Here is a 14,982-nt window from a genome sequence, read left to right on the forward strand (position 1 = left end):
CCCCCGCCGTCCCGCGCGCCCGGCGGGCCGTCAGGTCGCTGACGGCCCGTGCCGTTGCGGCGCCGGGCAGCGCCTCCCCCGGTCCGCTCAGCGGTTGGCGACCGCCTGCTTGACCAGCGTCCGCCCGAAGTCCCACATCAGACCGCCGCCCCCGTGCGCGTCGTCCATGACGGCCGTGAACGCCTCGACGAAGCGGTCCACTTCCCGCTCGCCGATGATCAGCGGCGGAATCAGCTTGATGACTTCGAGGTGGTCGCCGGAGACCTGGGTCAAGATGCGGTGCCGCTGCAGCAGCGGCACCACGACCATCTGCGCGAACAGCCCCTTGCGGGCCGTCTGCAGCATCGTCCAGCGGCTGCGCAGACCGAGGGACCTGGGCCGGCCGAACTCGATGCCGATCATCAGGCCGCGGCCCCGTACATCGTGCAGCAGCTCGTATGTGTCGACCAGCGCGGCAAGCCGGGAGCGCAGCAGCTCGCCGGTGTGCCGGGCGCCCGCGACGAGCTGCTCGTCCTCCAGCACCGAGAGCACCGCCAGACCGGCTGCCATCGCCTGGGCATTGGCGCCGAAGCTGGCGGAGTGCACCAGCACCCGGTCCATGGACGAGTAGACCTTCTTGAAGATCCAGTCCTTGCCGAGGGTCGCCCCGACCGGGACATAGCCGCCGGACAGCGCCTTCGCCACACACACGAGATCCGGCTCGACACCGTCCTCGTGCTGATAGGCGAAGAAGTCGCCGGTACGGCCGAGGCCGGTCTGCACCTCGTCGGCGATCAGCAGGGCCTTGTGCCGGTGCAGCAGCTCCTGCGCGGCCCGCAGGAAACCGGGCGGGGACGGGTGAACGCCCTTGCCCTGGATCGGCTCGATGACGAACCCCGCCACGTCACCGCGCTTCAGCTCCCGCTCCAGCGCGTCCAGATCGCCCATCTCGACGGCGGTGTCCGGCAGCAGCGGGGCGAAGCCGTCCCGGAAGCCGTCCTCGCCGTTGACGGAGAGCGAGCCGGTGGTCAGGCCGTGGAAGGCATGGGTGCAGTAGAGGATGCGCGGTCGGCCGGTGGCGTAGCGGGCGAACTTCAGGGCGGTCTCGACGGCCTCGGTGCCGCTGTTGCCGAAGAAGGCCCGGTCGAGGTGGGGCGCGTAGCTCAGCAGTTTCTCGGCGAGCAGGCCGGGCAGCGGCTGGCAGTCGAAGCGGGTGAGGTCGGGGAGTTCGGCGTCCAGGACGTCGTGCAGTGCCTTGCGGACGACGGGGTGGTGCCGGCCGAGGCCCATCACCCCGAATCCCGCGAGCATGTCCAGGTAGTCCTGGCCGTCGGTGTCCCAGAAGTAGGCACCCTGGGCCCGCTCGTAGACCTTGTCGAAGCCGATGGTGTGCAGCATGCGCGGGAGTTGGTGGTTGAGGTGGCGGGCGTGCAGCTCGTAGCGCTCGCCTCCGCGCTCGGCGAGCAGTTCGGTCAGATCGAATCCGGTCACGAGTGGCTCTCCTTCCGGGCCAGCGCGGCGCTGATCCGGCCGGCGATCTCGGCCGGGGTGAGGCCGAGATCGGCCAGCAGCTCACCACGCCTGGCGTGCGGCAGAAACTGCTCGGGGATGCCGAAGGTGCGCAGCGGCACGTCCACCCCGGCGTCCCGCAGAGCCTGGCCGACCGCCCAGCCCACGCCTCCGGTAGAGCAGTTGTCCTCGACGACGGCCACCATGGCGTGCTCCGCCGCGAGCCCGGGGAGGGCTTCGTCGACCGGCTTGACCCACCGCGGGTCGACGACGGTCGCATCGACGCCGCGCGCCGCGAGCAGTTCGGCGACCCGCAGACAGACCGGAGCCATCACACCGACCGCGACCAGCAGGACGTCCGGATGCGGCGCCCGGTGGAGGACATCGATGCCGCCGGTCCGGTCCACGGCCGGGATCGGGTCGTCCACCGGTGCCTTGGGGAAGCGGACCACGGTCGGTGCGTCGGCCACGTCCAGCGCTTCGCGCAGCTGGGCGCGGAGCTGGTCGGCGTCGCGCGGCGCGGCGATCCGCAGGCCCGGTACGACACCGAGCACCGACAGGTCCCACATGCCGTTGTGCGAGGCACCGTCGGTACCGGTGACGCCGGCCCGGTCCAGCACGAAGGTGACCCCGCACCGGTGCAGCGCCACATCCATCAGCACCTGGTCGAAGGCGCGGTTGAGGAAGGTGGCATAGACCGCGACGACCGGATGCAGACCGCCGGTGGCCAGCCCCGCCGCCGACACCGCCGCATGCTGCTCGGCGATGCCCACGTCCCACACCCGGTCGGGGTACGCCTCGGCGAACTTCCCGAGCCCGACCGGCCGCAGCATCGCCGCGGTGACGGCGACGACGTCCTCGCGTTCGGCACCGATGCGGACCATCTCGTCGCCGAACACGGACGTCCAGGACGGTGCGCCGGACGGGGTGACGGGTGCGCAGGTCAGCGGGTCCATCACGCCGACGCTGTGGAAATGGTCCGCCTCGTCCTCCAGGGCGGGCCGGCAGCCGCGGCCCTTCTCGGTGAGGCAGTGCACCAGCACCGATCCGTGGAAGCCCGCCGCGCGGCGCAGCGCGGATTCGACCGCCGCGATGTCATGGCCGTCGACCGGTCCGAGATACTTCAGTCCCAGGTCCTCGAACATGCCCTGGGGCGCGAAGGCGTCCTTGAAGCCCTTCTTGGCACCGTGCAGCGAGTCGTAGAGCGGCTGTCCGACGACCGGGGTGCGCTGGAGCACGTCCTTGCCCCAGGCCAGGAATTTCTCATAGCCGTCGGTGGTGCGCAGGGTGGCGAGGTGGTCGGCGAGGCCGCCGATGGTGGGGGCGTAGGAGCGTTCGTTGTCGTTGACGACGATGATCAGGGGGCGGTCCTTGGCCGCGGCGATGTTGTTGAGCGCCTCCCAGGCCATCCCGCCGGTCAGCGCGCCGTCGCCGATGACGGCCACCACATGGTCGTCCCTGCCGCGCAGCCGGTTCGCCTTGGCCAGGCCGTCGGCCCAACCCAGCACCGTCGAGGCGTGGCTGTTCTCGATGACGTCGTGCGGGGACTCGGCCCGCGACGGATAGCCGGACAGTCCGCCCTTGGCCCGCAGCTTGGAGAAATCCTGACGTCCGGTCAGGATCTTGTGCACATAGGACTGGTGGCCGGTGTCCCACAGGATGCGGTCGGCGGGCGAGTCGAAGACCCGGTGCAGGGCGATGGTCAGCTCGACCACCCCCAGGTTGGGCCCCAGGTGGCCGCCGGTGCGGGCGACGGCCTGCACGAGGAAGTGCCGGATCTCCTCGGCGAGTTCGGCCAGACACTCCCCGGGGAGCGCCTTGAGGTCGCGTGGCTCCCGGATGTTCTCCAGCATCGTCATGTTCGGTCCCCCTCTACGGGTTCAGCTGACAAAGACCGGCCCGGCCCGGCCCCACGCGCGGCGTACGGCGCAGGGGCACAGGCCGGACCGGGACGCCGGTGAGCCGTGATGCCGCGGGCTCACCACTGGTCAACGGTCACCCGTGGTTTCCGGCGACGGTCTCCCTGGCCGCCCGGAGCGACTCCTTGAGCGACCCCATGGTGGCGAGGACGGCGGTCGGCTCGTAGCCGCAGTGCGCCATGCAGTTGGCGCAGCGCGGGTCCTTGCCGCGGCCGTACTTGTCCCAGTCGGTCTCCTCGATGAGCTCCCGGTACGTCGGGACGTAGCCGTCGCTCATGAGGTAGCAGGGGCGCTGCCAGCCGAAGAGCGAGTAGTTGGGGATCGCCCAGGCCGTGCACGGGAAGTCCGCCTTGCCCTCCAGGAAGTCCAGGAAGAGCGGGCTGTGATTGAGCCGCCAGCGGCGCCGGTTGCCGCCGGCGAAGGCCTTCTTGAACAGCTCCCGGGTCTGCTCGACGCCGAGGAAGTGCTCCTGGTCGGGGGCCTTCTCGTAGGCGTAGGCGGGCGACAGCATCATTTCGTCGACCTGCAGCTCGTCATTGAGGAAGTTGAGGACCTCGATGATGGTCTGCGGGGTGTCGGTGTTGAAGAAGGTGGAGTTGGTGGTGACCCGGAAGCCGCGCCGCTTGGCTTCCTTGATCGCCGCCACCGCCTCGTCGAACACGCCCTCCTTCGCGACGGATTCGTCGTGCCGCTCCCGCATTCCGTCGATGTGCACCGCGAACGCGAAATACGGCGAGGGCGTGAACTTCTCCATCTTCTTACGCAGCAACATCGCGTTGGTGCACAGGAATACATACTTCCGCTTCGCCACCAACTGCCGCACGATCTCGTCGATCTGCGGGTGCATCAAGGGCTCGCCACCGGCAATGGAGACCATCGGCGCACCGGACTCCAACACCGCGCCGACCGCCTGCGCCACCGGCATGCGCTGTTTGAGCACGCCCGCCGGATGCTGGATCTTCCCACAGCCTTCGCATTTCAGATTGCACGCGAAGAGCGGTTCCAGCTCGACGATGAGCGGGAACTTCGCCCGCCGACGGATCATCTTCTGTTCAAAAAGATAGGTCCCGACCCGGATGGACTGACGGAGCGGCATAGCCATCTGGCTCACCTCCAGGGGAGCAGCAAAGAACGGTGCCATTCAGAGAAAACAGGAAGTACGGAGCGCAGCACTCGGAAGGCTGATATTCCACCGCGGACGGTGCCGATGCGTACGAGTTCATGTTCTGGAGCGTCCACGACCACCCGGACGGCCGCAACCGGACGGCTTCCGGCGCGCCGGGCGGCACGGAGTGTCGCGGCGGATTCCATGTCCACCGCGATCGCGCCGGCGGCATGCAGCCCGGCCCGCTCCGCGCCGCGTACGACGTGGTCGGAGCCGCGCAGCAGACCGCTGTGCACGGTCAGGCCGCGCTGCCGCAGGGCCCGTAGCAGCGGGCCGTTGTCGTGGCAGAGCGTCTCCGGTGCGTCCGCGTGATGACCGCGGGTGGCCTCGGCGACGACCACGTCCCCGGGGCGCATCCCCGGGGCGAGGCCGGCGCAGAAGCCACTGGCGACGACGGGGGAACGTTCGGTGACCGATCCTGCACTCAGGGCTTGGGTGAGGGCGCGTTCGGCCGCCTGGGGGCCCATCCCCGTGCGGAGCGTGACGAGCTGCGGGCCGGTTCCGCCCGCCGCTCCCCCGCGGCCGCCCCCGCGCAGCGCGAACCGCTCGATGCCGAGCGCACAGGCGACCAGCAGGGGTGGGACCGCGTCCGTGGAGGGCGGCCGGCCCGGCATCAGGACCCCACCGGCGCGCAGGCCGGTCCCCCGTTGAGGTAGCGGCCCAGTGCCGTCAGCGGGAAGACCTCGCGGTAGAGGTGATAGTTGATGGAGAAGTCCCAGGGGAAGCCCGTGCCGGTGAAATACGGCTCGTCCCAGGACCCGTCCTCGCGCTGGGTCGCGGTCAGCCAGCGCACTCCGCGCCGTACCGCCTCGCTGTCCCGTTCACCGGCCGCGAGCAGCGCCATCAGTGCCCAGGCGGTCTGTGAGGCGGTCGAGGCGCCGCGCCCCGCCCACCGCTCCTTGTCCTGGTAGGAGCGCTGGTCCTCGCCCCAGCCGCCGTCGTCGTTCTGCACCCGCTCCAGCCAGAGCACCGCCCGGCGCACCGCGGGGTGCGAGGCGGGGATGCCGGCCGCGGCGAGCGCCGGGAGCACCGAGCCCGTACCGTAGAGGTAGTTCGTGCCCCAGCGGCCGAACCAGGCACCGCTGGGCTCCTGTTCGGCCAGCAGCCAGGCGATGCCCCGGCGGGTGCGCGGGTCGTGGGTACGGCCGACGTCGGCGAGCATCTCGACGACATGGGCAGTGACATCGGCCGACGGCGGGTCGATGACCTCCCCGAAGTCGCAGAACGGCAGACGATTGGGGAACGGGCTGGTGTTGTCGACGTCGAAGGCTCCCCAGCCGCCGTTCCTGGACTGCATGCCGAAGTTCCAGCGCACCGCGCGGCCCACCGCGGCCTCGACCCGCTGTGGATCGGGGTGCTTGACCCGGCGCAGCGCGAGCACCACCTCGGCGGTGTCGTCGATGTCCGGGTAGTTGTCGTTCTCGAACTCGAACGCCCAGCCTCCGGAGGGGAGTTGGGGGCGCTTCACGCTCCAGTCGCCGGGCCGGTCGATCTGCTCGTCGAGCATCCAGTCGACGGCTTTGACCAACTGCGGGTGGCCGGCGGGCAGTCCGGCGTCGGCGAGCGCGATGGTGGCCAGGCAGGTGTCCCAGACCGGGGACTGGCAGGCCTCGATCATCCGGGCCCCGTCCTCGCGCCATACGGCGAACCGGTCCAGGGAGGCCAGGCCGGTGCGGAGCACGGGGTGGTCGAGGTCGTAGCCGAGGAGGTGCAGGGCGATGACGGAGTAGACAGCGGGGGGCTGGATGCCGCCCCAGCAGCCGTCGTTCTCCTGCCGCTCGATGATCCAGCGGGCGGCGGAGCGCATCGAGGCGCCGCGCAGCTTGCCCAGGGCGACCTTGCGGTAGAGGTGCAGCGCCTTGTCGAGGCGCTGGAAGAGACCGTCCCAGGTGGTGGCGGGGGCGAGCGGTCGCGGCGGGTTGGGCCGGCGCGGATCGGTGTGCAGCTCGTCGAGGCCGAACGGCGCCGGGCGCACCGGACGCTTGGCCGAGACGATGGTCAGCGGCACGATGGTCTGCCGCGCCCAGCACCCGAAGTCATAGATGTTGAGCGGGAACCACTTGGGGAAGTAGAGGAGTTCCGGGGGCAGTTCGGGCAGGTCGTCCCACTTCCACCAGCCGAAGAGGGCCAGCCAGATGCGGGTGAAGACCCGGGCCGCGGCGATGCCGCCCCGTTCGCGGATCCATGCGGAGGCCTTGGCCATGTGCGGGGCGTGGGGGGCGTCCCCGGCGAGGCGCAGGGCGACATAGGCCTCGATGGTGGCGGAGAGCTCGCCGGGCCCGCCGTGAAAGGTGGCCCAGGTGCCGTCCGCGCACTGCTCGCCGCGGATGTGCCGGGCCGCTGCCGCGGTGAGCTCCGGGTCCTGGATTCCCAGGAATTGACGGAGCATCAGATCTTCGGCGTCCATCGTGACGTTGGTCTCGAGGTCGCCTTTCCACCATCCGGCGGGATCCTGGAGGGAGAGCAGACGGTCCGTGGCCCGGACGGTCGCACGCCGGGCGGCCTCCGCCGTGTCCTGTCGTACGGCGGTCCGGGTGGGTGTGGCTGGTTCGGTTGTCTCAGCGGTGGCCTCGCTGGCCGAGGGGGCCCGGGGCGGCAGCGCCCCGGTGCTTCCGTCGGTCGTCGCTGTCATGGTTTCCCCTTCTGCAGTGAACTGTGAAAAGCGTGCTCAGGGATTCCGTCGGCCGGCACCCGGATGGCGCCGGCCGGCGACTGCGATCTATTCGGTGTCGATGGTGATCATCTCTTTCGTACAACGACGAAGTCCGCGAGTGCGACGAGCTGTGCGCGGACCTTTTCGGGAATGTCGATCCCGTCCAGGGCAGCGATGGCGGTGGCGTGCTGGCGGCGGGCCTCCTGGGAGGTCCACTCGCGGCCGCCGGCCTCCTCGATGAGGGCCGCACGGGAGGCGAACTCCTCCTCGGTGAAGTCGGCAATCTCGGTCTCGCTCTTCTTCGCGTCGACCGCCAGGATCCCGGCGAGACGCTCCGAGGCCGGGCCGCCGGCGGCCAGCGCGGCGACGACCGGCAGCGACTTCTTGCGCTGGCGCAGGTCGCTCCAGGGCCGCTTGCCGGTGGCGTCCGGGTCGCCCCAGATCCCGAGCAGGTCGTCGACGGCCTGGAAGGCGAGGCCGAGGTGGTAGCCGTACTTCTCCAGGGTGTCGGCGGTGCGGTCGTCGGCGCCGCCGAGGACGGCGCCGATGGAGACGGCGCAGGCCAGCAGCGCGCCGGTCTTGTTGCCCTCCATCTCCAGGCACTCCTCGACGGTGACCCGCTCGCGGTGCTCGTAGGAGATGTCCTGGGCCTGGCCGTCGATCAGTTTGCGGGAGGCCTGGGTGAGCCGGCGGGTGGCGCGGCCGGCGTCGACCGTGCCGAGCTCCAGCAGTATTTCGTTGGCCAGGGCGAACAGCGCATCGCCGACCAAGATGGCCTGCGCGGGGCCGTGCACCTTCCAGACGGTGTCCCGGTGCCTGCGCTGCTCGTCGCCGTCCATGAGGTCGTCGTGCAGCAACGAGAAGTTGTGCACCAGCTCGACGGCGACGGCGCCGGGGATGCCCACCTCCGGGGCGGCGCCGGCGGCCTCGGCCGACAGCAGGGCGAGCGCAGGCCGGACCGCCTTGCCGCTGTCGCCCGCGGTGGGGCGACCCTCGGCGTCGATCCAGCCGAAGTGGTAGGCGGCGACGGTGTCCATGGGAGGAGCGAGCCGGTCCACGGCGGCACGCAGCACGGGAGTGGCGAGTGTCCGCCCGCGCTCCAGCAGCGCGGTGACGCTCTCGGTGTCGATAGCTGGGGAAGCCGGATTCACGGTTTCTCCTCTGTTTCCGATGCTCGTGCTCGTGCGAGCGCTCGTACTCGTAGTCATGCCGCCTCCTGAGGCAACTGGCCCTGGGGGAAGCCGAGTTCGGTGAGTGCCTCGCGAGCGGCGGCAGTGCCGCTGCGAACAGCGCTTTCCATGGTCGCGGGCCACCCGGTGGCGGTCCACGCACCGGCCAGGAACAGGCCGGAGGCTTGGGTGCGGGCGGCGGGGCGGAGCCTGCCGACGCCCGGGGCGGGCGCAAAGGTCGCGGTGCGCTCGCGGGTGACGAAGAAGTCGTAGATCCTGGCGCCCCGGGCGGCGGGCAGCAGCCGCTCCAGCTCGGGCAGGTAGCGGGCACGGAGCTTGGCGACCGGCTGGTCGATCTCGTCTTGCGCGGCGGACTGCGAGACCGCCAGATACTGGCAGCGCTCACGGCCGGCGAGATGCGTCAGCCCCGAGGCCTCGGTACGGTCGAAGACCCACTGGACCGGGGAGCCGACCGCGGCGAAGAAGGGGCGGCGCAGCACCTTGCGGTCGTAGACGACATGGAGGTTGAGGATCGGGGCCGTGCCGATGTCCAGCAGCCCGTCCTTGCCGTCCAGCGTCCCGTCGGGCAGCAGGGTGTGGGCCTCGCGCTGCGGTACGGCCAGGACGACGGTGTCCGCGGTCAGTTGCTCGCTGCCGTGCGGGCCGTTCTCCACCGTGACCTGCCAGCCGTCGTCGCCGCGGGTGACCGCCCCGGCGCGGGTGCGCAGGGCGATGCGTACGCCGGCCTTCTCCAGGGCCGTGCGGGCGAGGGTGTCGTGGACGTCGCCGAGCGGGACGCGGGACCAGCCGATGTCGGCGGCGCCGGGGGCGGACAGCAGCCCGGTCTTGAAGACCTTGGCGGCCAGGCCCATCGAGACGTCATCGGCGCGGGCGTTGAGGGTGGCGATGCCGACCAGGTCCCACAGCGCCTCGACGGCGCGGGCGGACTGGCCGTACCGGCGCAGCCAGCTGCCGAAGTCCACGGCGTCCAGCGCGGGGTCGGCCGGGTCGAGGCCCTTGAGCGCGAGGGTGGCGCGGACGACCCGGGCCCGCTCGGCGGGCGAGAGGTGCGGGTACCCGGCCAGGCTCCGGGCGAGGTGCAGCGGTACGGGAAGCGCGGTACGGCGCAGCCGGCCGAGCCGCATCCGGTCGGCGTCCAGGACGGGTACGTCCATGCGGTCCTGGAGGGGCACCAGCTGTGCGGCGCCGATCCGCTCCAGCAGCCCGCTGTAGGCGGTACAGCAGCGCAGATAGACATGCTGGCCGTTGTCGACGGTCAGCTCACCGGCGCCGGAATCGCGGCGGAAGGAGAAGACCAGCCCGCCGAGGCGGGGCCGGCCCTCGACGAGGGTGACCCGCAGCCCCGCGTCGGCCAGTGCGAGCGCCGCGGTGGTACCCGCGAGACCGCCCCCGACGACCACCGCGGCCGCCCCTTCGGGACGGCCGGGCGGCAGGTCGTACCGCCGGCCGGGCCGCATGGCTCCCGATGTCATGTGCTCTCCCCCCGTACTGCTGTCAGGGACGCAGCCGCCCGGGGGAGGGTTGCCCGCCGGGCTGACGCGGGATCACCGCCGCCGTTCGCCGTCCGGTGCGTCATCCGCGCCTCCGGACGGACTCCCGGCGGCCGATCGCCCGCGCGTCGAGCCCGGACAGCCCGCGCACCGCGACGAACGCCTTCTCCCGGCCGGGCAGCGAGACCCGTCCGCGCAGCACCGCCTCGGGGTCGGCGGCGATCCGGGACAGCAGACGGTGGTAGATGCCGGCCATCGCGGCCACGCAGGCGCCGCTGCGCCGGTCGAGCATCGGCAGCAGCCGGAAGCCCTCGGCGAACAGCGCACGGGCGCGTTTCACCTCGAAGTGGACCAGACCGGAGAAATCGGAGCCGGGTGGCGGCACGGAACGCTCGAAGCCGTCCGCACAGCCGAACTTGGCGAGGTCCTCGGCCGGGAGGTACGTGCGGCCGTTGCCGGCGTCCTCGCGAACATCCCTGAGAATGTTGGTCAGTTGCAGGGCGAGGCCGAGGGTGTCGGCGTACTCGGAGGCGCGCTCGGCGTCCCGCGCGCCCGGGACCGTGCCGAACACGCCCAGCGAGAGCCGGCCGATGGCGCCGGCGACACAGCGGCAGTAGCCCCGCAGCTCGTCCCAGGTCTCGTAGGTCTCGCCGTGCACATCCATCAGCACGCCGTCGATCAGCTCGTCGAGCCCCTCCAGCGGCAGTGGGAAGCGGCGCGCGGCGTCGGACAGCGCGACGGCGACCGGGTCGGTGTCGTCCTCGGCGATCCGGCCGTCCTTGATGCGCGCCAGCAGCGCCCGGGTGTCCTCCAGGCGCCTTTGCTTGGCGGTGGGCTCCAGGGTGCCGTCGCCGATGTCGTCGACCCGGCGGGAGAAGGCGTAGAGCGCCGACATGGCCTGCCGCTTGTCGGTCGGCAGCAGCCGGATGCCGTAGGCGAAGTTGCGTGCCTGCTGCCCGGTGATGGCCTCGCAGTAGCGGTACGCAGCGAGCACCGGCGCGGACGCGTGTGCAGTTGCCTCCACGGTCCGACTCACCCCTTCCTTCGCAATGTCGCCCCCACCTCGCGCAGCAGGCTGAGCTTGGTCGGCTTGGGCGGTCCAGGGAGTACGTCGTGATCGGCGGCCGCGACCGCCTGGAGTGCAGCGCGTCCGCCGGCCACGAAACCGGCCAGCAGCAGCTTGAGTCTGCCGTGGACGCTACCCACCAGCGGGGTGCCTTCACTCAGCAGCTCACGGGCGCGTTCGGCTTCGTAGGCGATCAGTGCGCGCACCGATGCGCCCCCGCTCGGCGCGGCCAGATCGGCCTCGTTGACACCGAAGCGTTTCATGTCCTCGGCGGGGAGATAAATGCGGTCCCGCCCGAGGTCCTCGGCCACGTCCTGGACGTGTTCGACGATCTGGAGGGCGGTGCAGACCGCGTCGGAGAGGCGGATGCGCGCGGGGCTCGCGGTGCCGGTGAGGGCGAGGACGAGCCGGCCGACGGGGTTGGCGGACAGCTCGCAGTAGGCGGCCAGGTCGTCATAGGTGCCGTAGCGGCTCACCCGCTGGTCCTGCCGGTTGGCCTCGATGAGAGCGAGGAACGGCTCGGGGGTCAGCGCACAGCGGCGGACGGTCGGGCCGAGCCGGCGCAGCAGCGGATGCCCGGGGCCGGGGGCGCGGTCGCTGAAGACGCGGTGCAGGTCGGCTTCGAGCGCGTCCAGCAGCACAAGCCGGGCTCCCCCGCTCTCGGCCGCACCGGCCCGCGAGGTGCCCCCGGCGTGCGCGCGGTCGAGTCCGAGGAGTACGGCATCGCCGCCGCCGGGTGCGAGATCGCCGTCACCGATGTCGTCGACGAGCCGGGCGAAGCCATAAACGGCCATCAGATCGGCCCGCCAGGCGCGGGGCAGGAAGAACGGCGCCACCGGGAAGTTCTCGTGTGCGGCCTGATCGAGCACGGTGCGCGTCTGCTCCCGCTCGTCGCCCGCCGCCCCCTTCCGGGGGAAGGCGCGACGCGCCTGCTCGTTGTCTCGGCTCACCGGGGGCTGCCCGGCGCATTTCGGTGCCGGAGCGAACCAGTAGCCATTGCCGTCACGTCTCCCGTTCTACACCGCCAAGCCAAAACATCCTATTTCGGACACGCCGCAGCAGGCGACGCGCCCCGATCGAGCCCACATCGCCCGCTCGGGTGAGCATTGCCCGACATATACCACTTGTGTTGTTCGGTACCCGTACAGCTTACGCCGTACATCTCACCCGCGATCGAGGGGGTACCGAAGCCGAGGGCAACCACCCGGTCAACATCCATTACGCCCGAACTGTTCCCGCTGCCAACGGAGTTGGCCATTTCGTGACACCCGAAGGCCTCCGCGAGGCGGACTCACGGAGGCCTTCGGGTGCGGAACGGGCTATTTGCCCGTTTCCTTTTCGTACGCCTTGATCACTTCGTCCGTGGCGCCGTCCATCATCAGCTCGCCGCGCTCCAGCCACAGGACCCGGTCGCAGGTGTCCCGGATCGACTTGTTGTTGTGGCTGACCAGGAAGACCGTGCCGGCTTCCTTGCGCAGTTCGCGGATGCGGGCCTCGGAGCGCTTCTGGAAGCTGCGGTCGCCGGTGGCCAGCGCCTCGTCGATCATCAGCACGTCGTGGTCCTTGGCCGCGGCGATGGAGAACCGCAGCCGGGCCGCCATGCCGGACGAATAGGTACGCATCGGCAGCGAGATGAAGTCGCCCTTCTCGTTGATGCCGGAGAAGTCGACGATGCCGTCGTAGCGCTCACGCACCTGCTCCCGGGACATGCCCATGGCCAGGCCGCCCAGGACGACGTTCTTCTCGCCGGTCAGGTCGTTCATCAGCGCCGCGTTCACGCCCAGCAGCGAGGGCTGGCCATGGGTGTAGACCTTGCCGCGCTCGGCGGGCAGCAGGCCGGCGACCGCCTTGAGCAGCGTCGACTTGCCGGAGCCGTTGGAGCCGATCAGGCCGATCGACTCGCCGCGGTAGGCGGTGAAGGAGACGCCCTTGACCGCGTGCACCTCGCGCACGCCCGTGGAGGGCTTGCGGCGGACGATGCGGTTGAGGGCGGCGGTGGCGCTGCCCTTGCCGGCGCCGGTGCCGTAGACGCGGTAGACGATGTGCAGATCGTCCGCGATCACGGTCGGGATGCGGGCCAGGGCGGCCTCGGTCGGCTGGATGCCGCTCTTGTCCTCAGCCACGTCCATATCGCTCCTCAGCCTTCCAGAAGTACACAAAGCCGGCCACGCCGGCGAGCAGCGCCCAGCCGACGGCGAACGCCCACACATGGTGCGGCAGCTGGTTCGCCTTGAAGCTGTCGATCAGGGCGAAGCGCATCAGGTCGATGTAAACGGCAGCCGGATTGCCGTTGAGCAGCACCCCCACGAAGGCGGGGGCGTGCTTGCCCTTGAGGATCAGGTCGATGCTGAACATCACGCCGGACGCATACATCCACGTCCGCATGATGAACGGCATCAGCTGCGCCAGGTCCGGGGTCTTCGACCCGAGCCGCGCCATGACCATCGCCAGACCGGTGTTGAAGAGGAACTGCAGCGCCAGGGCCGGGAAGACCAGCAGCCACGACCAGGTCGGCACCTGGCCGAAGCCGAGCAGGATGACCACCAGCACGCCCATGGAGAACAGCAGCTGCTGCAACTGCATCAGGCAGAAGGAGATCGGCAGGCAGGCCCGCGGGAAGTGCAGCGCCCGCACCAGACCCAGGCTGCCGGAGATCGCCCGCGTACCGGCCATCACCGAACTCTGGGTGAAGGTGAAGATGAAGACACCGGTGACCAGGAACGGGACGAAGTCGGGGACGCCCTTGCGGGTGCCGATCAGCAGGCCGAAGATGAAGTAGTAGACGAGCGCGTTCAGCAGCGGTGTCGCCACCTGCCAGACCTGACCCAGCTTGGCCTGGCTGTACTGCGCCGTCAGCTTGGCGCTGGCAAACGCGGAGATGAAATGCCGCCGGTCCCACAGCTGCCGGATGTACTCCGGGAGGCCGGGGCGGCGCCCGCTCTGCGAAAGCCCGTACTTCTCGGCCCGCTGGGCAGGAGTGAGCCCTTCATCGGAAGATGGCGGGGCACTCATGGCGACCGCACTGTCGTGCGTGGTCTCGCTCACAGTTGACACTTTCGTCCTCAAGGTGCGCTGCCGGGGCCCTGCCCCGGTTCGCGCCTGATGCTCTTGGATATCGAGCTTGTCAGATGACGGGAGGGCGGCCCAGTCGGGTCAGTCGCCAAACGGTAGCCCACTTCATGGGGCGCCTGGGACCGCACGGGGTTGCCCAGCCCTCCTTGAAGCCGCCCAGCCAGGCCCGCAGCGCCGGCCGCGACGGCCGGCGGGCGAGCGTGAGCAGAAACCAGACACCGAGATAGACCGGAACCAGCGGGGCGGGAAGGTTGCGGCGGGCCAGCCACACACGGTTACGGGCCACCATCCGGTGGTAGACCGCGTGCCGGGCCGGTGCCGTCGTCGGGTGGAAGAGCACCATGTCCGACCGGTAGTCGATCTGCCAGCCCGCGTCCAGCGCACGCCAGGCCAGATCGGTTTCCTCGTGGGCGTAGAAGAAGTCGTCGGGCAGCCCGCCGACCTCCTCGAAGACAGGGGTACGGACCGCGTTCGCACCGCCGAGGAAGGTGGTGACCCGCGACGAGCGCATCGGGTCCGAGGCCCGCAGCCGCGGTACATGGCGGCGCTGGGTCTCCCCCGTGTCCGGGTCGGCGATCCGGAAGCTGATGATGCCGAGCGCGGGGTCGGCGGCGAACGCCTCCCGGCAGAGTTCAGCGGTGTCCTCCCTGGCCAGCAGCCCGTCGTCGTCGAGGAAGAGCAGTACATCGACCTCGCTGCCGCCAGGTCCGAACGCCTCGATGCCGACATTGCGGCCGGCCGGGATGCCGACGTTCTCCGGCAGCTCGACGGTCCGCACGCCCTCCGGGAGCTCCGGCAACGGCGAGCCGTTGCCGACGACCGCGATCTCGATCGGATCGCCCTCCTGCTTGGCGACCGAGTCCAACAGCGCGCGCAGCTCCTCGGGGCGGTTGCCCATGGTCAGGACGACCGCACCGAGCCGCATGCTCGTACCCACAT

Annotated in this window: 12 protein-coding genes; all 12 read right to left on the reverse strand. The window is 70.6% G+C overall.

The window, feature by feature from the left end:
• Positions 1 to 87: 87 nt before the first annotated feature.
• Positions 88 to 1,470, reverse strand: a complete 1,383-nt coding sequence (locus ACWGJY_RS26025; RefSeq protein WP_453263256.1) for an aspartate aminotransferase family protein — start codon at positions 1,468 to 1,470, stop codon at positions 88 to 90.
• Positions 1,467 to 3,347, reverse strand: coding sequence for a 1-deoxy-D-xylulose-5-phosphate synthase (gene dxs, locus ACWGJY_RS26030; protein ID WP_453263257.1), 1,881 nt, complete (start codon positions 3,345 to 3,347; stop codon positions 1,467 to 1,469). Before dxs ends, ACWGJY_RS26025 begins: the two co-directional genes overlap by 4 nt.
• A 136-nt stretch (positions 3,348 to 3,483) precedes the next feature.
• Positions 3,484 to 4,509: an adenosyl-hopene transferase HpnH gene (gene hpnH, locus ACWGJY_RS26035; protein WP_453263258.1), complete on the reverse strand. Its 1,026-nt coding sequence runs from the start codon at positions 4,507 to 4,509 to the stop codon at positions 3,484 to 3,486.
• 5 nt (positions 4,510 to 4,514) lie between these two features.
• Entirely contained in the window at positions 4,515 to 5,186 is a 672-nt protein-coding gene (locus ACWGJY_RS26040) for a phosphorylase family protein (RefSeq protein ID WP_453263259.1), read from the reverse strand.
• Complete coding sequence (shc, locus tag ACWGJY_RS26045) at positions 5,186 to 7,204, reverse strand: squalene--hopene cyclase (protein ID WP_453263260.1); 2,019 nt, start codon at positions 7,202 to 7,204, stop codon at positions 5,186 to 5,188. Before shc ends, ACWGJY_RS26040 begins: the two co-directional genes overlap by 1 nt.
• Positions 7,205 to 7,311: 107 nt before the next feature.
• Positions 7,312 to 8,376: a polyprenyl synthetase family protein gene (locus tag ACWGJY_RS26050; RefSeq protein ID WP_453263261.1), complete on the reverse strand. Its 1,065-nt coding sequence runs from the start codon at positions 8,374 to 8,376 to the stop codon at positions 7,312 to 7,314.
• A 53-nt stretch (positions 8,377 to 8,429) separates the two neighbouring features.
• On the reverse strand, positions 8,430 to 9,887 hold the full coding sequence (gene hpnE / locus ACWGJY_RS26055; protein ID WP_453263262.1) for a hydroxysqualene dehydroxylase HpnE: 1,458 nt from the start codon (positions 9,885 to 9,887) through the stop codon (positions 8,430 to 8,432).
• A gap of 100 nt (positions 9,888 to 9,987) precedes the next feature.
• On the reverse strand, positions 9,988 to 10,941 hold the full coding sequence (gene hpnD / locus ACWGJY_RS26060; RefSeq protein WP_453263263.1) for a presqualene diphosphate synthase HpnD: 954 nt from the start codon (positions 10,939 to 10,941) through the stop codon (positions 9,988 to 9,990).
• The gene (gene hpnC, locus ACWGJY_RS26065; protein WP_453263279.1) at positions 10,938 to 11,840 is read right to left on the reverse strand and encodes a squalene synthase HpnC; all 903 of its coding nucleotides are present in this window, start codon (positions 11,838 to 11,840) and stop codon (positions 10,938 to 10,940) included. The genes hpnD and hpnC overlap by 4 nt, the downstream gene beginning before the upstream one ends.
• A gap of 450 nt (positions 11,841 to 12,290) precedes the next feature.
• Entirely contained in the window at positions 12,291 to 13,100 is an 810-nt protein-coding gene (locus ACWGJY_RS26070) for an ABC transporter ATP-binding protein (RefSeq protein ID WP_453263264.1), read from the reverse strand.
• Positions 13,087 to 14,016: an ABC transporter permease gene (locus ACWGJY_RS26075; RefSeq protein WP_453263265.1), complete on the reverse strand. Its 930-nt coding sequence runs from the start codon at positions 14,014 to 14,016 to the stop codon at positions 13,087 to 13,089. Before ACWGJY_RS26075 ends, ACWGJY_RS26070 begins: the two co-directional genes overlap by 14 nt.
• A gap of 79 nt (positions 14,017 to 14,095) precedes the next feature.
• Positions 14,096 to 14,968: a glycosyltransferase family 2 protein gene (locus tag ACWGJY_RS26080; RefSeq protein WP_453263280.1), complete on the reverse strand. Its 873-nt coding sequence runs from the start codon at positions 14,966 to 14,968 to the stop codon at positions 14,096 to 14,098.
• Positions 14,969 to 14,982 lie beyond the last annotated feature (14 nt).

The sequence above is a fragment of the Streptomyces sp. NPDC054765 genome, from assembly GCF_053612065.1.